The organism is Cryobacterium suzukii (assembly GCF_004403185.1).
Taxonomy (GTDB): Bacteria; Actinomycetota; Actinomycetes; order Actinomycetales; family Microbacteriaceae; genus Cryobacterium; species Cryobacterium suzukii.
In genome coordinates this window covers 188,837-207,941 of the sequence record NZ_SOHJ01000002.1, presented here as the reverse complement: position 1 = coordinate 207,941, position 19,105 = coordinate 188,837, and the positions used below count along the sequence as shown (strand labels likewise).

The 19,105-nt window shown below is 64.1% G+C and carries 17 protein-coding genes; 5 read left to right on the top strand and 12 right to left on the bottom strand.

The features are described from left to right. Positions 1–110: 110 nt before the first annotated feature. Positions 111–2,216 (top strand): alpha-1,4-glucan--maltose-1-phosphate maltosyltransferase, encoded by a 2,106-nt coding sequence (locus E3T39_RS01670; protein WP_420898126.1) that lies wholly within the window; start codon positions 111–113, stop codon positions 2,214–2,216. Beyond that, on the top strand, positions 2,213–4,537 hold the full coding sequence (gene glgB, locus E3T39_RS01665; RefSeq protein ID WP_134513026.1) for a 1,4-alpha-glucan branching protein GlgB: 2,325 nt from the start codon (positions 2,213–2,215) through the stop codon (positions 4,535–4,537). Before E3T39_RS01670 ends, glgB begins: the two co-directional genes overlap by 4 nt. A 43-nt stretch (positions 4,538–4,580) precedes the next feature. Here the strand turns inward: glgB and E3T39_RS01660 are convergent, their stop codons facing one another. Next, positions 4,581–5,561: a tetratricopeptide repeat protein gene (locus E3T39_RS01660; RefSeq protein ID WP_134513025.1), complete on the bottom strand. Its 981-nt coding sequence runs from the start codon at positions 5,559–5,561 to the stop codon at positions 4,581–4,583. Next, on the bottom strand, positions 5,558–7,387 hold the full coding sequence (locus tag E3T39_RS01655; RefSeq protein WP_134513024.1) for a DUF8094 domain-containing protein: 1,830 nt from the start codon (positions 7,385–7,387) through the stop codon (positions 5,558–5,560). The genes E3T39_RS01660 and E3T39_RS01655 overlap by 4 nt, the downstream gene beginning before the upstream one ends. Before the next feature lie 245 nt (positions 7,388–7,632). Between E3T39_RS01655 and E3T39_RS01650 the strand changes: the two genes are divergently transcribed. Together E3T39_RS01650 and E3T39_RS01645 are read left to right on the top strand one after the other, a co-directional pair. Next, positions 7,633–9,240, top strand: coding sequence for a coiled-coil domain-containing protein (locus E3T39_RS01650; RefSeq protein WP_134513023.1), 1,608 nt, complete (start codon positions 7,633–7,635; stop codon positions 9,238–9,240). A gap of 23 nt (positions 9,241–9,263) precedes the next feature. Beyond that, positions 9,264–10,313 (top strand): AI-2E family transporter, encoded by a 1,050-nt coding sequence (locus E3T39_RS01645; RefSeq protein ID WP_134513022.1) that lies wholly within the window; start codon positions 9,264–9,266, stop codon positions 10,311–10,313. Between the two features lie 19 nt (positions 10,314–10,332). Here E3T39_RS01645 and E3T39_RS01640 read toward each other — a convergent pair whose 3' ends face one another. From E3T39_RS01640 to rpsB, 9 genes are all read right to left on the bottom strand, one after another. After that, on the bottom strand, positions 10,333–11,067 hold the full coding sequence (locus E3T39_RS01640; RefSeq protein ID WP_134513021.1) for an alpha/beta hydrolase: 735 nt from the start codon (positions 11,065–11,067) through the stop codon (positions 10,333–10,335). A gap of 35 nt (positions 11,068–11,102) precedes the next feature. Next, positions 11,103–11,408, bottom strand: coding sequence for a hypothetical protein (locus E3T39_RS01635; protein ID WP_134513020.1), 306 nt, complete (start codon positions 11,406–11,408; stop codon positions 11,103–11,105). Between the two features lie 63 nt (positions 11,409–11,471). Continuing rightward, a complete protein-coding gene (locus E3T39_RS01630) occupies positions 11,472–12,059 on the bottom strand; it encodes an aggregation-promoting factor C-terminal-like domain-containing protein (RefSeq protein WP_241979448.1) in 588 nt (195 codons plus the stop codon). Positions 12,060–12,188: 129 nt separating this feature from the next. Further along, the gene (locus tag E3T39_RS01625; RefSeq protein WP_241979447.1) at positions 12,189–12,917 is read right to left on the bottom strand and encodes a DivIVA domain-containing protein; all 729 of its coding nucleotides are present in this window, start codon (positions 12,915–12,917) and stop codon (positions 12,189–12,191) included. A 47-nt stretch (positions 12,918–12,964) separates the two neighbouring features. Next, entirely contained in the window at positions 12,965–13,978 is a 1,014-nt protein-coding gene (locus E3T39_RS01620) for a phosphatidate cytidylyltransferase (protein ID WP_134513018.1), read from the bottom strand. Between the two features lie 11 nt (positions 13,979–13,989). Continuing rightward, positions 13,990–14,544: a ribosome recycling factor gene (gene frr / locus E3T39_RS01615; protein WP_092108831.1), complete on the bottom strand. Its 555-nt coding sequence runs from the start codon at positions 14,542–14,544 to the stop codon at positions 13,990–13,992. Positions 14,545–14,574: 30 nt separating this feature from the next. Beyond that, positions 14,575–15,315 (bottom strand): UMP kinase, encoded by a 741-nt coding sequence (gene pyrH, locus E3T39_RS01610; protein ID WP_134513017.1) that lies wholly within the window; start codon positions 15,313–15,315, stop codon positions 14,575–14,577. 122 nt (positions 15,316–15,437) lie between these two features. Further along, a complete protein-coding gene (gene tsf / locus E3T39_RS01605) occupies positions 15,438–16,265 on the bottom strand; it encodes a translation elongation factor Ts (protein WP_134513016.1) in 828 nt (275 codons plus the stop codon). A 10-nt stretch (positions 16,266–16,275) separates the two neighbouring features. After that, positions 16,276–17,214 (bottom strand): 30S ribosomal protein S2, encoded by a 939-nt coding sequence (gene rpsB / locus E3T39_RS01600; RefSeq protein WP_134513015.1) that lies wholly within the window; start codon positions 17,212–17,214, stop codon positions 16,276–16,278. Positions 17,215–17,525: 311 nt separating this feature from the next. On the opposite strand from rpsB, the gene E3T39_RS01595 reads away from it, so the two are divergent. Beyond that, positions 17,526–18,056, top strand: coding sequence for a murein hydrolase activator EnvC family protein (locus E3T39_RS01595; protein WP_134513014.1), 531 nt, complete (start codon positions 17,526–17,528; stop codon positions 18,054–18,056). 44 nt (positions 18,057–18,100) lie between these two features. Here E3T39_RS01595 and E3T39_RS01590 read toward each other — a convergent pair whose 3' ends face one another. Continuing rightward, positions 18,101–19,093 carry a tyrosine recombinase XerC gene (locus E3T39_RS01590; protein ID WP_241979446.1) on the bottom strand — a complete coding sequence of 331 codons (993 nt, stop codon included), beginning with the start codon at positions 19,091–19,093 and terminating at the stop codon, positions 18,101–18,103. Between the last annotated feature and the right edge of the window lie 12 nt (positions 19,094–19,105).

Here is a 19,105-nt window from a genome sequence, read left to right as displayed (position 1 = left end):
GGTCAACCTTAGGGGTGCTGGGTGTCCAATCTGTAACCCTCGATCAACGCACGCGGGCAAGCCCAACCGAAGGGGAGCGCCATGGCCGCGGTTCACGCTACGGTCATGGTGTGGCCAAGACAGCAGCGAAAAAGACGATCCCGCCGGCAGTATCGAGCGAGGCTCGCACGACCGTGTCCGCAGACGCCGGGGCGGGGAGCCGTTTCGCCGCCGCCATTGGTCGTATCCCGGTTCTTGACCTGTCTCCTCAGCTGGGCGACAATCGCTGGCCGGTCCGCGCCTTCGTCGGCGAAGTCGTACCGTTTGGCGCGACCGCTTTTCGCGAGGGGCACGACCTCATCGGTGTCGACCTGCAACTCACGGCGCCGGACGGCAGCACGACGCGGCATCCGATGGTGCTGCAGGCCGACGGCACCGACCGCTACGGTGTCGAGGCGCAGCTCGGCGTTCCGGGTCGCTGGCAATATCGGGTGCGCGCCTACGCCGACGACTTCGCGACCTGGGAACACAACGCGGCGATCAAGATACCGGCGGGCATCGACGTCGAGCTCATGTTCACCATCGGCGGGGTTCTCCTGGCACAGGCCGGCCTCGACACGGGCCGCCCAGTCGCTGCCCGTCGTTTATTCCAGGCCGCTGCCAAATCGCTCGCCGACACCGGCAAATCGGCTACGGAGCGTTTTCTCACGGTAGCGGATGCCGCGCTGCGGCAGGCCATCGCTGCCCGCCCCCTCGCTGGCCTGGCCTCGCTCTCGGCCGAACGCACGATCATCGTCGAACGAGCAAAAGCCGGTGTCGGTGCCTGGTACGAGTTCTTCCCGCGCTCTGAGGGCGCCGTTCGCCGCGCCAACGGCAGCTGGAAGAGCGGAACCTTTCGCACTGCAGCCAAACGCCTGCCCGCCGTGGCCGCCATGGGATTTGACGTGCTTTATCTGCCGCCGATCCACCCCATCGGGCAAGCCTTCCGCAAGGGCCCGAACAATTCGCTCACCGTCGTCCCCGGCGACCCGGGGTCGCCCTGGGCGATCGGCTCGTCTGACGGCGGGCACGACGCCATCCACCCAGACCTCGGCACCGTCGCCGATTTCAGCTATTTTCTGAAAAAGGCAGCCTCCCTTGGCCTAGAACTCGCTCTCGACTTCGCCTTGCAGGCCTCCCCCGATCATCCCTGGGTAGCGGAGCACCCGGAGTGGTTCACGAGCCTGCCCGACGGCACAATTGCCTTCGCGGAAAACCCACCAAAAAAATACCAGGACATTTACCCGATCAATTTCGATAATGATCCCGCCGGCATCCGGGCCGAGGCGCTGCGACTGCTGCGCTACTGGATCAGCCTCGGCGTGCGCATCTTTCGCGTGGACAACCCGCACACCAAGCCGCTCGACTTCTGGGAGTGGCTCATCGCCGCGGTCAATGCAACTGACCCCGACGTGGTGTTTCTGGCCGAGGCATTCACCCGTCCGGCGCTCATGCAGGCCCTCGGCAAGGTCGGCTTTCAGCAGTCGTACACCTACTTCACCTGGCGCAACACGAAGAGCGAGCTCGAGGAATTTTTCGACGGTCTAGCCACCGACACCCCCGACTTTCTGCGCCCGAACCTGTTCGTGAACACCCCCGATATTCTCACCGAGTATCTGCAATTCGGCGGCCCGGCGGCGTTCAAGATTCGGGCGGCGCTCGCCGCCACAGCCGCGCCGAGCTGGGGGGTATATGCCGGTTTCGACCTGTTCGAGAACGTCGCGAGGCCCGGTGCCGAGGAGAGCATCGACAACGAAAAGTACGAGTACCGGCCGCGCGACTGGAACACGGCCGAGGAGCTCGGAAGGTCTCTCGCGCCATATCTCACCCTGCTCAACCGCATCCGCTCCGAGCATCCCGCCCTGGGCCAGCTGCGCAACCTCGACATCCACTCGAGCGACGATGACTCGATCCTCGTCTACAGTAAATTTCTCGACGCTGCCTTCACCGGTACGGGTCAGGCGGATGCCCTCATCGTCGTCGCCAACGTCGACCCGCACTCGGTGCGCCAAACGGTGGTACACCTCGACGTGACCCGGTTCGGCATTGCCCGCGGCGACAACTTCGACGTGCACGACCTCGTCTCAGGCGCCACCTGGACCTGGTCGTCCGATAACTTCGTGCGTCTCGACGCTTTCACCGAACCGGTGCATATTTTGCACGTCACGCCACACGATCCAACCCGGGTCCGCCCATGAGCGGCGGCAAAGACAAAGACAAAAAACGCAAGAAACAAGAAACAGCAAACACGAAGGGTCAGGGAAAGAACATCGACGGCAAGAAGGCACAGTCCCCGAAATCCGGGACCAGGAAAGTCCAGAAGCACGCGGCCCCGATCGAACTGGTGCCCGACCACGTGCTCGAGGCCGTCGCCGCCGGCCGCTATTACAACCCGCACGAAGTTCTTGGCCAGCACCTCGCGAACCACGACGGTGGGTCAGACCCGGTCGTCATCATCCGGGCACTACGTCCACTCGCCACCGAGGTGTTCGCCATTCTCGCCAACGGATCGCGAGTCGCGCTGACCCACCTCGCGCACGGTATCTGGCAGGGCGAGAGCATCGTCGGACTCAGCGACTACACGATCGAGGCCCGCTATGAGAGCGCGCCGGCCTGGATCTGTGGTGACCCGTACCGGTTCATCCCGACGCTCGGCGAGCTGGACCTGCACCTGATCGGTGAGGGTCGCCACGAACGGCTCTGGGACGTGCTCGGGGCCCACCACCGCCGGCACCAGGGTGTCACGGAGTCATCCACCGGCACCTCATTCGCGGTGTGGGCGCCGCACGCCAGCGCCGCCCGTGTGATCGGCGACTTCAACGGCTGGAACGGCGTCACCCATTCGATGCGCAACATGGGCAGCACCGGCGTCTGGGAGCTGTTCATTCCGGGCCTCGAACTCGGCGCCAACTACAAGTTCCAGCTGCTCGCGCAGTCCGGCGACTGGGTTGAGAAAGCCGACCCGATGGCCCGGCTCGCCGAGGTGCCGCCGCAGACCGCGTCGATCGTCACCGAATCGCACTACGAGTGGTCGGATGCCGCCTGGCTCGCTAATCGCAAGTCTAACGATCCCCACAACCAGGCTATGAGTGTCTACGAGATGCACGTCGGTTCCTGGCGCCCTGGCCTCGGGTACCGAGACCTGGCCGATGAGCTCGTCGGGTACCTGCACGAACTCAACTTCACTCACGTGGAATTCATGCCGCTCGCGGAGCACCCGTTTGGCGGTTCCTGGGGTTACCAGGTGAGCGGCTACTACGCTCCGACCAGCCGGTTTGGCTCCCCCGACGACCTGCGTTATCTCATTGACCGGCTGCACCAGGCCGGCATCGGCGTGATCATGGACTGGGTTCCCGGCCACTTTCCGAAAGACGACTTCGCCCTCGCTCGCTTCGACGGCCAGGCGCTCTACGAGCACGCCGACCCGCGTCGCGGCGAGCAGCTGGACTGGGGCACCTACATCTTCGACTTCGGTCAGATGCAGGTGCGCAACTTCCTGGTCGCGAACGCCCTGTACTGGCTCGAAGAATTCCACATCGACGCGCTGCGTGTCGACGCGGTCGCCTCGATGCTCTACCTGGACTATTCGCGCGAAGATGGCCAGTGGGAGCCGAACCAGTACGGCGGGAACGAGAACCTCGAGGCGATCAGCCTGCTGCAGGAGATCACCGCAACGGCGTACAAGCGCAATCCGGGCACCATCATGATCGCCGAAGAATCCACGAACTGGGGCGGGGTGACGGCGCCGACCAGCGGGGGCGGGCTCGGCTTCGGCTTCAAGTGGAACATGGGCTGGATGCACGACTCGCTGGAGTATATGCAGGTCGACCCGATGTACCGTTCGTACCACCACAACGACATCACGTTCTCGTTCATTTATGCCTTCAGTGAGAACTTTCTGCTGCCAATCAGCCACGACGAGGTCGTGCACGGCAAGGGTGCCCTGGTATCGAAGATGCCCGGTGATTCCTGGCAGCAGCTCGCCAACGTGCGGGCCTACCTCTCCTTCATGTGGGCGCACCCGGGAAAGCAACTTTTGTTCATGGGAAGCGAGTTCGGTCAGCGCTCGGAGTGGAGCGAGGAGCGCGGACTGGACTGGTGGATGCTCGACCAGCCGGCGCACCGTGGCCTGTTCAACCTGGTTGCCCAGCTCAACCGGGTCTACCGCGACAATGCGAGCCTGTGGAGCCGCGATAACGACCCGGGCGGCTTCGAACTCCTCGACGGCGGCGCAGCGGCCCAGAATGTCGTGTCGTTTCTGCGCTGGGACAACCACGGCGTTCCGGTCGCTTGCTTCTTCAACTTCGCCGGGCAGCCGCACACCGACTACCGCGTCGGCTTGCCGTTCGCCGGGCAGTGGGAGGAGATTCTCAACACGGATGCCGGCGACTTCGGTGGGTCGGGCGTGGGAAACCAGGGCGCCGTGGAGGCCTACAACGAGCCGTGGGCCGGTCGTCCGGCATCCGCTACCCTGACCCTGCCGCCGCTGGCCGGCTTATGGTTGCGTCTGCGCCGCTAGCGCATCCCGCTCGAGCGCACAGGGGAAATCAGTACAGGGTAAATCAGTACAGGAGGGCAGTGAGCCGCGAACGGGTGGGGGGAACCCGTGGATCATCCTGACCGACGACCTCGAACAGCTCGAGAAGGCGCTCGCGAATCGTGTTGCGGCCTGCGGCGGGCTGTGCCGTAAAAAGTCCCAGCAGGCGATCGAAGGCGTCCTCGATGTGACCACCGGATAAGTCGAGGTCGGCGACCAGTAATTGTGCATCGAGATCGTCGGGAGCGGATGCCGCGCCATTGCGAATCTGGTCGATGGTCTTGCCCTGCAGCCGGGCGAGCAGGCTGACCTGGGCCAGACCGGCAACGGCCATCGTGTCGTTCGGGTTCTGCGCCAGCGCGGTGCGGTACTCACTCTGAGCGGTGGCATAGTCGCCGGCCTCGATCGCTGTGTACGCCTCAAGGTGGTGCGGCGGCAGTGGCTCCGGGGCCGCGGCGATCGGTTCGGCGTCGGCGTCCGCGTCTGTGGCCTGGGCCGTGCCCGTCACACCCTGCTGCGCTGCGAGCTCCAGAACACGACCGAGCACCTCGGTGATCTGCTCCTCACCGAGCGGACCGTTGAAAAGCTGCACCGGCTGACCGGTGATGACGGCGGCGACCGTCGGCACGGACTGGGCCTGGAATGCCTGTGCGAGCTGCGGATTCGTGTCGATGTCGACGCGGGCCAGCACGAACTTGCCGGCGAAGCCCAGAACGATCCTTTCCAATGCGATCATGAGCTGCGTTGAGGGTTCACTCCAGGATGCCCACAGTCCGACGACTACGGGAACGCGGGAAGACAGCTCGAGCAGTTCACCAAAGTTGGCGTCGGTACCGTCGAGAACAAGGCTCGGCAGGGTGACTGCGCCGGAGGGTGCAGCAGCCTCGCCGGCCACGGGTGCGCCAGTGGTGGCCGCCGGGGTCGTTCCCGCCGGGGCACGGTTCACGAGCGAAGAAAGATCGACCGCTCCGCGCAGGTTCGATCCGAGAGGGGGCATATTCGTCATGGGAGCTCCGCCGATGTGATGAGGCCCTGGGCAAAGCCCAGAAGCACGATTTTGTCGCTAGAACCGGCCGTGGGTACGTAGAACAGCAGTTGGTCGCGGTAGGTGTTTTGAAAGCCCTTAGCCGTGGTGGTGATGCCGGATAGCGCCTTCGTGGCGAGGGCATCGGCGGCCGGGCCCACCGTGGCCCCGGTATCGACCGGTTTGACCGTTTCAGTCTCCGTCATGCTGACCGCCACGATGCTGCCAGAGTCGTTGGTCGCGAGGGCTACGGCCTCGTCGCTGCCCGCAGCCGCTGCGAATTCGATCGAAGCGGTCGACGGCAAAGCGGCGATCTTGGCCGCGTTCAGGTCAGCAACCTGTACGCGAAAATTATCCCCCTCGCTCTCGAACAGTCCGAATGAGGGGCTCGCCTCGCCCTGCAGCAGGATGTCGGCATACGCTGCGGCCAATTCGTTCGGCGGCAGCAACAACAACTTGTTGTCGGGAGCGATGGCGGGGGCGCCGACGACGGCCGGCGCCACCTTCGGAACGTGCGCCGACTGCTCCAGTGCGAACAGATACTCCACTTGATAGTTTGTGCGGGGTGATTCCTGCTTGAGGATGACCGCCATGGTCGGGATGCTGGGTTCGTTTTCGTCTTGAATCACCGTCATGACGACACGAGGCCAGGAGTTAGTCTGCTGCGGCAGTGTAAACGTGAGGGGCGCACCCGCCAGAGCAATCAGGGGGGCTACTGCCGGATCGACGGCACGAATCTTGTAGTTGGCCAGTCGTTGTTCCAGTGCCGGGCCGGTGAATCGCGTTGCAATAGTCTCTGCATTCAGGTTCACATCGGCGTCCGCGCTGAGCAGCGAGATCTCGCTCATGATCGTTTCCAGCTGGGAGACCGTGACGGCGGGCGGCGGCAGCTCGGCGGCGGCTTCGACGGAATCAGTGGGCTGAGGCGTCGGTGTTGGCGTCGCGGTAGCCGTGCTGGCCGTGCTGAAATCGGGCCACAGGTCGGCCGAACAGCCGCTCAGCGCCAGGCCGGAGACCACGATCATGGGAAGAATGGCCACCCGGCGGGCGATCCCCCGCCGCGAAGTCGTGATCTGACTGGCCTTAATAGCCTTCGGGCGTGGTGCGCGCGGCAAACGCGGCATGCGAGGACCGCGTGGGACATTGCGACGCGGCCTGCGCGAGCGCCGCAGATGCAGCAGGGCCAGCACGTACAACACCAGGCCGGCCAACAGAAGCACGGCACCACCAGCGAGCAGCGGGCCCGCCCACGGGGTGGAATTGTCGGACGCCCACGACAAACGGATGCTGGACGGTGCCGGTTCGATCCCGTCCGACGCGACGAGCACAGAAATACCCTCCGGCAAGGTCAGCGTGGTAGTCACAGAGTCCGTGCCGGTGTATTCCTCGAGCCACAGGTCTGAGCCAGCCGGATTCACAATCGCGGCGTCGGCATCCGGTGTGGCGGCATCACCCGCGGTTCCCTCGGCATCATCGGCGGTTTCGGCGTCGGTGACTGTGGCGGTGAGCTCGCCCGTTTTCTCGCTGAGGGTGACAGTGGCGTACGCGTCGTCCGCGATCCAGGCCGCGACGTCTTCCGAACGCCCGTACGCGAGGAAGATCGCGCCATCTCCGCGCACGTCGATGGTCTGGCTGCCCGTCGACGCTGCCAGCGCGCTCGGATCTATCACGGTGTATTTCGCGTCGCCGGTGACGGAAGATGTCAGGGAAGTAAAAGCGGGCTCGAGCAGGATCGTTCGCTGTGCGATGCCGAGAACGATCATCACGGCAGCAAGCACGAAGGCCACAATGGCAAGAACAAAACGCACGTATCACCCTTCAGCTTGTGGCTGGTTGGTACTCTTCAGTCACTCTGGCTGACTCCTGTGCCTGAAGGTGCTCCGACACAGACGTTCTACGTTACTGCCTTCTCCTGAGAGGTGCCTAATAGCGCCAGAGAGCCCACCGTCGAATGGGCGGGTACTCGCGGCGGCGCCAACACACTAAAATTGGGGGTGTTCCCCGTCATGCATGATCCACCGAGGGCCGGGGCCCCATTTGTAAGGAGTAATACGTGTCTGACGACGAGGCTGATTTCACCCAGGTATTTCGCGGCTACGACAAGGACGAGGTCGCCAAGGCCATCCAGTCCCTGCGTCGCGAACTGATCCAGGCCAACACTCAAAACGCCGAGGCCGGTCGTGAAGTCAAACGGTTGGTGACGCGTATTGACGATCTCAACGCTGAGATCGAAGAGGTCGGCAGCCCCACCTTCTCCGGCCTCGGGACCAAACTGGAGAATACCCTTCGCGTGGCCGAAGAGCAGTCCACCCGAGTCATCGCCCAGGCCGATATCGACGCGGAGAAGCTGCGCGCCGCGACGACCGATGAGGTGCAACTGCTTCGCCACAATGCCCTCGAGCAGGCCGAACGCACCCTGTCTGATGCCGCCGTCAAGGCACGTCGGGTACTCGATGACGTGCGAGTTGAAGCAGATGACGTGCGCGCCCGCGCCCAGGACGACCAGGCGCAGGTTGTCCAGGATGCGGTTCGCGATGCCTCCCTGATTCGGGGCGCTGTCGCCACCGAGGCCGCCGAAGCGCGGGCAACGGTCAAGCGTGAGGTGTCGGCCATCCGCTCTGAAGCCGATCGTGAGGCGGCAGAAGTGCGTGTAGTGGCCCAGCGGGAAGCCACCGAGGCTCGTGAGATCGCGGCGGGGCTTACCCACGAAACCGAACTCACCCGCGCGGAAGTGGCCTTGGAACTCGACCAGCAGCGCGCTGACCTGCAGCGCGAAACGGAACAGGCCCGCGTCGATCTGGCCGCCGAAACGGAGCAGGCCCGGGTCGATCTGTCCAGGGAATCCGAGCAGGGGCGGCTGGCCGGCGCCCACGAGGCAGACCAGGCCCGCACCTTGCTCGCCGCCGAGGTCGAGCAAGGGCGAATCGACCTGGCCCGCGAAATCGAACAGGCACACGCCGTGACCGAGGTCGAACAAGAGCAGGCCCAGACCGATCTCGCTCGCGAGCTCGATCGCAAACGCGCCGGTCTGGCCCGCGAGATCGAGCAAGGCCGCGCTGCCCTCGCCGCCGAGGTTGAGCAGGCCGCCGCCGACCTGGATCGGGAGAACCAGCAGGCCCGCATCGACGCCGAGGCCGAGGCCGAGCAGGCCCGCATCGATCTGGAGAACCACCTCACCGCCACGCGCAAAAAGGGCGAGCACGAGGCGAGCCGGCTGGCCAGGGAGATCGACCAGGCGCGAGCCGACTTTGATGTCGAGCTGAAAGCCCGCCGCGACGAAGCCGAGCAGGGGCACCTCGCCCGGCACCAGGAGGCCGTGGCGCAGACTCAGAAGTTTCAAGCGGATGCCGCCAGGCAGCTCACCGAGACGAGCGAGCGCACGGCCGAGCTGCGCACCCTCAACGAACAACTCGATGCCGGCGCCCGCGAAGAGGCCAAAGCGAACAAGGAACTCGCCGAAGAGAACGCCGCACGCATTCTCAGGGACGCGCACACCGCTGCTACCGCTCTCGTGACCGACGCTACAACACGCTCACGCACCCTCGTGGCAGACGCCGAAGACCGGCTGTCCCAGATTAGAATTGAGCGCGACGCCGTGGCCGGTTACTTTGAAAGTCTGCGTAGCGTTTTGACCCAAGCAGAACGGGTCGCAGCCGAGTAATTCCCCACTCCTGGAGTCGACACGTGAGAATACAAAATGCCTTCCGGTTCGGACTCGTCGGAACGTTGGGCGTTGGCCTTGGCCTACTGATCATCACCTCGGTGATCACCCTGCAGACGATCATCATCTACGTCGGGGCCGCGCTGTTCATCGCGCTCGGCCTCGACCCGGCCGTCTCGTGGCTGGAGAAGAAGAAGTTCCCACGCTGGGCGGCGATTCTGACCGTGGTCGCAGCGGTGCTCGGCGTGCTCACCGCGGTGATTTTCGCGATCGTGCCGATCATCGTCGGCCAGGTGTCCAAGTTGTCCAAGCTCGTTCCGGAGCTGGTGCGAGGGGTGAACAGCTCGACCTTTCTGGACGATCTGAAAAAACAGTTCCCCGGTCTCGACATCGACGAAATCACGAAGACGACCACCGATTTTCTCGGCGGCAACCTCACCAACATCACCACGACGGTCGTTCAGTCCGGCCTCGCCATTGTCAACGGCCTTTTCGGCGGCCTCATCATCCTCATTCTCACGCTCTACTTCACGGCCTCACTGAACAGCATGAAGCGCGCCACCTATCAGCTGGTTCCCGCGTCCAAGCGGGAGCGGTTCACCGATATCAGCGAGCAAATCATCACAGCCGTCGGTCGCTACATCGTGGGACAGGCCGCTCTGGCCTCGGTGAACGGCGTGCTGAGCTTCATCTTTCTCTCGATCATCGGAGCCCCGTTTCCGGCGCTGCTCGCGTTCATCGCCTTCCTGCTCTCGCTGATTCCGCTCATCGGTACCATCTCGGGTTCGGTCATCATCGTGCTGACCTGCCTGATCCCCGAAATCGGCAGCTCTCCGCAGACAGCCCTGGCCGCAGCGATCTATTACCTCATTTATATGCAGGTAGAGGCGTACCTGCTCAGTCCGAAGATCATGAACCGGGCCGTGTCGATTCCGGGCGCGGTCGTCGTGATCGCGGCCCTGGCCGGGGGCAGCCTGCTCGGCATCCTCGGCGCGCTGATCGCCATCCCCGTCGCCGCGTCGGTCATCATGATCGTCAAACAGGTCGTTATCCCCCGCCAGAACGAACTCTGAAGCCGGTACCACCGCACGTTCAAGAAGCGTTGGGCAAACCGGTGTTCCACTCAGTCGGCAGGGGAAGTGCGCCGGGGTTCACGGTGGCAACGATCTCGCTGAGGACGCGGCGGGTCAGATTCTCGCCAACCCACAAGTGTTTGCCACCCTCAACGGCGACAAAGCGAAGATCGGGCACGCTGGCGAACCGCAAGCGGGCGGCGTCCGGCCTGAGATAATCGTCGAATTCGGGGATCACAGCTACCAATTCTCGTTCGTTCCCCGCCCACGCCGCCAACTCTTCGTTGGTCGTGCGGTGCAGCGGGGGTGACAATAGAATGGCGCCACGGATGGGATGCTCCAGGCCGTATTTCAGGGCCAGTTCGGTGCCGAATGACCAGCCGACCAGCCACGGGTTGGGCAGGTGACGCTCGGCGACGAAGGCCATCGCCGCGGCGACATCGGCCCGTTCGGTCAGTCCGTGACCGAAATTGCCGTCGCTCGTACCGCGCGGCGATGACGTGCCGCGGGTGTTGAACCGTAGCACGGCCAGATCAGCCAGGGCGGGCAGCCGGTTTGCCGCCTTCCGAAGAATGTGCGAGTCCATGAAACCGCCGGCGGTGGGCAGCGGATGCAGCGTCACGAGCGTCGCGACCGGGGTGCTGCCGACCGGGGTGGCCAGTTCGCCGACCAGGGTGAGGCCGTCGCTCGTTTGCAGCTCGACGCTTTCGATGGTGGCCGGCAGTTCGATGCCGCCACGAATGTCAACCGACACGGTCGCTGGTTCTCCTCTGCTCTCGGGGCCATTGGTCACTTGATTTTCCAACAGTGGGTGTGCCAGTGCCGCCGGTTGGCGAGGTCGGCATCGTCACCGAGCACCCCATCACCGCGCCACGTGACGATGTGCGCGGTACCAGGGGCGATGCCCTGGGTGCATCCGGGACACAGGTAGGACTTGATTGCCTGTTTGGCGGGAACCGGTTGAACGTGCCAGAGGCCGTCACGTCGAACTTCGCTGCGACGCCACCCCTCGAGCAGATGATTCAGGCTAACGTCTGCCTCGTCGTCGCCCGACTGCGGGGCCTTGCGGCCTCGGGGTCGATTGCTGCGCGCCATGGTCCCAGTCTAAAGTGCGGGCCTGGTGCCGAACGCCAGCAGGCTCAGCGCACCAGAGCGCGCCTAGTACCAGCCCGAAGCCTGGGACTTCTCCCAGGCGCCACACGGAGTGCCGTAGCGGCCCGTGATGTACCCAAGACCCCACTCAATTTGGGTCCCGGCGTTTGTGGCCCAGTCGTCGCCAGCGCTAGCCATCTTCGAGCCGGGCAGCGCCTGCGGAATACCATAGGCACCACTCGAACCGTTCTGGGCGCTCACATTCCAGCGTGACTCTTTCTGCCAGAGCGAAACCAAGCAGTTGTACTGGTCTTCACCCCACCCGCGACCCGCAACGGCGTCGTAGGCGTATGCCTGGGCCGAGCCTGGATCGGGTACAGCAGCCGATGGAGCGGTGAAGCTCTGGGTCTTCTTTTCTACCGCGACCACGACGGGCACCGGTTTGGGCTTTTCGGTGACGGCATAGCCGTCCCGAGTGATGGTATTCGTGTAGCTGCCGGCGACGAGAACGGCCTGGGCGGGCCCGTCGTCGGTCGTACTGCCAGCTATTTGAAAGTATGGTGACGCCGTAGCACCCGAGTAGGGGTCGACCACGGTGACGAGCACGAACGCGCAGGCTGCGGTGAACCCGAAAAGAAAGTGCGCTGGCTTCACCCGGGATCGAGTTCGACGAACAGTCGGCCGTGCCGTGGCCGGGACAGTGTCGATTACTTGCAGATGCCTACCCATTACTAAATGACCTTAGCCGACAAATTTGATAACGGCCAAGCAACGGTGACCAAGTCAGCGGACCGCGAGCATGACGTCCACGACGCTGTCCAACACGAGGTCTACCTGCGCTTCCCGGTATCCTCCACGTTCAGGCCGAAATACTGCCGTTCGCACCTCATCGACCGTGAGCTCACGACCGTCCTGGAAATACTTCACCAATTTGTTGGCGAGACGGTCAACGTCCACTCGTTTGTAGCCGACCGCCAGAACGCTCGTGCGCGTGAAGCGGTAGCCTGGGGGGCGGCTGAGCCGAGCGACGATCACCTCAGCGGTGCCCTCGGCGTCAACCATCCACGCCCGCTCTCCCCCGTCTCTGGTCGCCTGATCGCGTTCTCGAGCGGCAAATGCGTCTTCAAGCCGTTCCAGTGCCGCATCGACCTGGTCGGGCGAGTATCCGCCCTTGTGCATTGCGAAGGCGGTGTGCCGGATCCCCTCGGCCGTCAAGCTCGCACCGGTGCGGGTTTCTTCCGCCTCGGCTCCTTCCGCGACCAGCGCGTGGATGGCCTCGGCGCCGTCGGCGGCGCCCGACCCGTCGCCCATGGTCGGCGGCAGCGTGGTGTCGGTCTCGGCACCGGCGGCGATCTCGTCAACGGATCCCACAGCACCGGTATCAGCATCGAGTTCGTCGTCGTGGGGGTCAGGCTGGTCGTATGCGCGCCGGGCCGCAGCCAGAAACGCATCGACCTGGGTGACGTTGTAGCCGAGGGACTTCTTGCCCACTCGCGAAAATATGGTGCTCATACCTTTATTGTCTCGTACCGGGTTCGCGGGGGGAAAATCGGTTGCGCTCACGCAAAGACCAGATAGAGGGCGTAGGCGGCAGCGGCCGACGGCAGAATCGAGTCGAGCCGGTCCAGAAAGCCGCCGTGTCCGGGCAACCATGAACTCATGTCCTTGATTCCCAGGTCGCGTTTAATGAGCGATTCGGCCAGGTCGCCAAAAGTCGCGGTGAGCAGAATGACGGCTCCGAAGACCAAACCGAACCACCAGGGCTGGTCAAGCATAAAGATCGAGAGCAGCACGCCAGCGATCATGCAGATCAGTCCGGCGCCAACAAAGCCCTCCCACGTCTTCTTCGGGCTGATCGAAGGCGCCATCGGATGCTTGCCGAAGTTCAGGCCGCTGACGTACGCACCGGTGTCGGCAGAAATGACCAGGATCAGAAAGGCGAGCGTCCACCACTGACCGTGGTCCTGGGCGACCAGCAAAACGGCAAAACTCGCGAGAAAGACGACGTAGACCTGAATCAGGATGCCACCGCCCACGTCGCCGAGGAGGGAACGGGCGGTGGCGCGGTGCGACGGCAGCACGAGCAGGGCCAAGCGCCACAGTCCGATTAGTACGATGCCGCCGAGCATGACGAGCCATTGGCCGGTTGCCCCGCCGTAGAACGCAGCCGGAACGATGGCAACCGCAGAGATGATCACGGGGATGCGCGGCACGTTGCGTCCGGCGCGCCGCAGGGCCTGCGCCAGTTCGAACGCACAGAATCCGACAATTACGACCGCGAAGATCATGAAGAGCTGTTTGATGATGATGAGGCTGACCAGCATTGAGCCGCCGAGCACGAGTCCGATCAGGATGGCCAAAATGAGGTTGCGCCCGGTGCGCGCTGCGATGCGTTCGTTCGTTGCATCGAGTTGAGCCCGGGTGGCCTGCACCTGGCGTTCAAAATCGGCCTTGGTGGTCTGCACCTGACGCTCGAAATCAGCGCGCGTCGTTTTCACTTGCGCCCGAAACTCGGCGCGACTGACACCGTGACCGCGTTTGTGCGGCTGGCCGTTTTCCGGTTGCTCGGTCATCTGAACGCTTCCTAGATCTCGAGGAGTTCGGCTTCCTTGCGTTTGAATGCGTCGTCAATACCGTCCACGTGGCTCTTGGTGATCAGCTCGAGCTCTTTCTCAGCACGACCGACCTCATCGTCGCCGACCTCGCTCTTGAGCGCATCGAGCTCGTCCTTGGCCTTGCGGCGAATGTTGCGCACTGAAATGCGGGCATCCTCTGCCTTGGCCTTGACGATCTTCACAAATTCCTTGCGGCGTTCCGTGGTGAGTTCGGGCAGCGTGGCCCGGATGGTGGTGCCGTCGTTACCGACGTTGGCGCCCAGATTCGGAGTGTCGCGGATGGCGATCTCAATGTCGCGCAGCGCTGCCTTGTCGTAGGGACCGATCAGCATGGTGCGCGCTTCCTGGTTTTGCAGCGATGCGAGTTGTTCCAGCGGGGTCAGTGTGCCGTAATAGCTCACCAGAATTTTCGCGAACATTTGCGGGTTGGCGCGGCCGGTACGCACGGTGCCAAAGTCGTCTTTGGCGGCCTCGAGGGCCCGGTTCATGCGCGCAGTGGCGTCGGAAAGAACATCCGCGATCACGGTGACTCCTTTATTGGTGGTGGAACAATTCTAGTTGGAGACGCGAGTGCCCAGATCGGCGCCCAGGATGGCCGCGGTGACGTTGCCTTCCGGTGCCATGCCGAAGACCTGCATGGGCATGTGGTTGTCCATGCACAGGCTGAACGCGGTCGAGTCGACCACTTTGAGGCCGCGCTGGAGGGCTTCCAGGTAGGTGATGTGGTGGATCTTCTGGGCGTCGGGATTCGTACGGGGGTCGTCGGAATAGACGCCGTCCACGCCGTTCTTGGCCACGAGCACAACGTCGGCATCGATTTCGAGGGCGCGCTGCGCGGCGACGGTATCGGTCGAGAAGTAGGGCAGTCCGGCGCCGGCACCGAAAATAACGACACGTCCCTTCTCCAAGTGGCGTTCCGCGCGCCGCGGAATGTACTGCTCCGCGACCTGGGTCATCGAGATGGCTGACTGGACGCGGGTTTCCGCCCCGGCCTGTTCGAGAAAGTCCTGCAGGGCCAGAGCGTTCATGACGGTACCGAGCATTCCCATATAGTCGGCGCGTCCGCGGTCCATGCCGCGCTGGGAGAGCTCGGCGCCGCGGAAGAAGTTTCCGCCGCCGACGACGATGGCCACTTCGACCTGCTTGGCACCCTCGGCGATCTCTCTGGCCAGCGAGCTGACCACATCAGGGTTCACCCCGACGGCGCCGCCGCCGAAGGCCTCACCGGACAGTTTAAGGAGCACCCGTCGCTTCTTGACGACCGCGGTGGGATTCAGTGGGGTGGTGTCAGTCATGTCGTGCGGGGCCTTCCGAGAGGGGGTGGAACCAAACTACCAAGTGCGCAGCGTGTACCCACGAGGGGCACACAAAAACGGAGGCCGGATCGCTTTCGCAATCCGACCTCCGTCATTTTGTGTTAGGCGCCGACCTTGAACCGGGCGAAGCCCGACACGGTCAGTTTTGCATCATCCAGAACCTTGGCGACGGACAACTTGTTGTCTTTCGCGTAGTCCTGTTCGAGCAGGGCAACCTGCTTGAGGTAGGCCTTGACGCGTCCCTCAACGATCTTGGGCAGTGCCGCTTCCGGCTTGCCCTCATTCTTCGAGATCTCGGTGACGATCTTGCGCTCGGTCTCCACGAGGTCAGCAGGAACATCGCTCGCCGCGAGGTACTCGGGGTTGGCGAACGAAATGTGCTGGGCTACGCTGCGGGCGGTCTCCACGTCGGCTCCGGAGAAGCCGAGAACAACGCCGACCTGCGGGGGCAGGTCCTTGCTGGTCTTGTGCAGGTAGATCGAGAACGACTCACCGGTGACGGCGGCAACACGGCGAAGTTCGAACTTCTCGCCGATGATTGCCGCTTCGCCGTCAATGAGCTCGGCGACGGTCTGGCTGCCGGCCGTGGCGGCCAGTCCGGCCTCAACCGTGGTCGCGCCAGCGGCGGCGATCGCGTCGAGAACCTTATCGGCCAGAACGACGAACTTGTCGCCCTTGGCGACGAAGTCGGTCTCGCAGGCCAGTTCGATCATGTACGCGGTCGTGCCGATTTCCTTGGCAGCGACGAGTCCCTCAGAGGTGGAACGGTCAGCGCGCTTGGCGTTGCCCTTGGCACCCTTGAGACGCAGGATCTCGATGGCCTTGTCCATGTCTCCGTCGGCTTCAACGAGGGCATTCTTGGTGTCGACCATTCCGGTGCCGAGGTTCTCGCGAAGAGCCTTGACGTTTTCGAGTGTGAAGTTTGCCATACCGGGTTCCTTACTTGGTCTCGTCGGCAACAACGGTCGTGTCGTCCGCGACGGCAGCCAGTACGGCTGCAACGTCGGAGTCGGCGACAGCGTCGGCGATGGTGGGCTCTGCAACGACGGCCTCGTCGGCTGGGACGGTAGCGTCGGCAACCTTCTCGGTCTCGGCGGAGGACTGCGCTGGGGTGGTCTCGGTGTCGGAGGCCTGGAGCAGTTCAGCTTCCCACGCGGCGAGGGGCTCAACTTCGGCCTCCGGCTTGGCGTGGCGCTGGATGAGTCCTTCGGCTGCGGCGTCCGCGATGATGCGGGTCAGCAGACCAACGGAGCGGATGGCGTCGTCGTTACCCGGGATCGGGTACTGCACGTCGTCGGGGTCGCAGTTGGTGTCGAGGATGGCGATGACGGGGATGCCGAGCTTGCGCGCCTCGTCAATGGCGAGGTGCTCCTTGTTGGTGTCAACGACCCACAGCGCAGACGGGGTCTTCGTGAGGTTGCGGATTCCGCCGAGGCTCTTGTGCAGCTTGACGAGCTCGCGCTTCTTGATGAGCATTTCCTTCTTCGTGAAACCGCTCTTGGCGGTGTCTTCGAAGTCGAGCTCTTCGAGTTCTTTCATGCGGGCCAGACGCTTGGACACGGTCTGGAAGTTGGTGAGAAGTCCACCGAGCCAGCGCTGGTTGACGTAGGGCTGGCCTACGCGCTGCGCCTGCTCTGAGATGGATTCCTGGGCCTGCTTCTTGGTGCCGACGAAGAGAATGGTGCCGCCGTGGGCAACCGTCTCCTTGACGAAGTCATAGGCCTTGTCAACGAACCCGAGCGACTGCTGCAGGTCGATGATGTAGATGCCGGAGCGCTCGGTGAAGATGAAGCGCTTCATCTTCGGGTTCCAACGGCGGGTCTGGTGCCCGAAGTGCACGCCGCTGTCGAGCAGCTGGCGGATGGTTACGACGGCCATGTGCCGTACTCCTGTTCTGATGCAGACTGGAAAGCCACATCAATCGGTTTGTGTAACGATCGGTCGATCGCTACTCCTGGTGCCCGGCACACGTCCGCCCTGTTCACGTAAGTTTCGCGTGAGACGGGACCGATTGGACATGGCGGCCAAATGGGCACGCGTAGTCAGCGCACAAAGCGCTGCTGGGGATAGCGTATCACCGCCGGGCATACTGCTGCGACCGCCTCCTGCACAGGTCAGGTAACGGTGGATGCCTACACGGATGTGCCCGATGCCCGGGCGGGATCGGGGCCGAGCGGCAGGGTAGGGGCATGCAGAACTTACGCGCACTGGCTGCATCCGCTCTCATCATTGTGATCCTGGGTGCGGGCGCTGGCCAGTCGTCGGGTGCCGCGTTGGAGCGGACGGCGGTTTCAGCCCCCACCATGGCAGCGACCTGGGTGTGGCCGGTCGCGTCGCCGCACCGGGTGACCCGGTCCTTCGAAGCACCGGAGTCGCAATATACGAGCGGTCATCGCGGCATCGATCTGGCTGCGGCGGCGAATGACGCGGTGTTTGCGCCGCACGACGGCGTCGTATCGTTTGCGGGTCGTGTCGTTGATCGGCCGGTGCTGTCGATCACCCAGCCGGGTGATCTGATCTCGACGGTCGAGCCCGTGATCGCCACTGTCGAGGAGGGAGACCGTGTACGCGCCGGAGAGGTGATCGGTACAGTGGCGAGCGGTGGCCATTGCCCTCCCGGCTGTCTGCATTTCGGTGTGCGACTGCACGGGCTATACGTGTCGCCCCTACTCTTTCTCGGGACAGTGCCGCGCGCGATTTTGTTGCCGTTGGTGCCGTGATGGGGCCGTGACCCGTGCACGAAACGATATCTCCCTCGGCCGGGTCAGGCGCGGGGGTGGGCGAGCCCGTAGCTGGCTTTGAGGCGTTCCGCCGACACATGGGTATAGATCTGGGTGGTACCGAGACTGACATGCCCGAGAAGTTCCTGCACGGCGCGCAGGTCGGCTCCGCCGTCGAGCAAATGGGTGGCAGCGGTGTGGCGCAGGGCGTGCGGTCCGGCCGGGCCGGTGCCGGGGACCGCGGCCAGCAGCGCCGCTACAAGGCGGTAGACGCCGCGCACGCCGAGGCGCTGGCCCCGGCGGCCAAGGAACAGCGCCGGGGCATTTGACGCGTTGCTGATTGGTGCCGCGGCGTCGAGCGCCCCGGCGTTTGATCGAGCTTTTGTCGTTGGCCCGGACGTCACGGCGTCTGCCGAGACCGCGGCAAGTACGTTCCGCCCCTGACGCAGGTAGTCGACGAGGGCGCGCTTTGCCGGAACGCCGAACGGAACCACACGTTCCTTCGCCCCCTTACCGGTTACGCGCACGGTCAACCGTTCCAGGTCCACGTCGGCGACATCGAGGCCGACGAGCTCCGAAACTCGCAGCGCCGAGGCGTAGAGCAGCTCGACGATGGCGAGATCACGCAGCGCGACGGCCTCTCCCCCGGTGGCGCGGGCCGCCAGCAGTTCGAGCAGTTCGCTCATCTGGGTCTGGGCGATCACGCGCGGCAACGTTCGACCCGGTTTCGGCGAGCGCAGACGCGCCGCCGGGTCTGTGCTGTCGTCGTGACTGCGCGCGAGCCAGGCGGTGAAGCTGCGCGCCGACGCCGACCGGCGGGCCAGCGTGGTCCGGGCCAGGCCGGCCTGGGTTGCGACCCAGAGCCATTCCCGCAAGAGTTCGAGGCTCAACTCAGCGGATGCCTCGGCACCCCGTTCCGCCGCAAAGCTCGCCAGCTGGGCCAGGTCGGTGCGATATGCCCGAACGGTGTGCGCCGAGTAGCCTCGCTCGGCGCTCAAGTAGCGTAAAAAGTCTTCGATATCCTCGGTCAGCAACACGGCTTCTCGCTC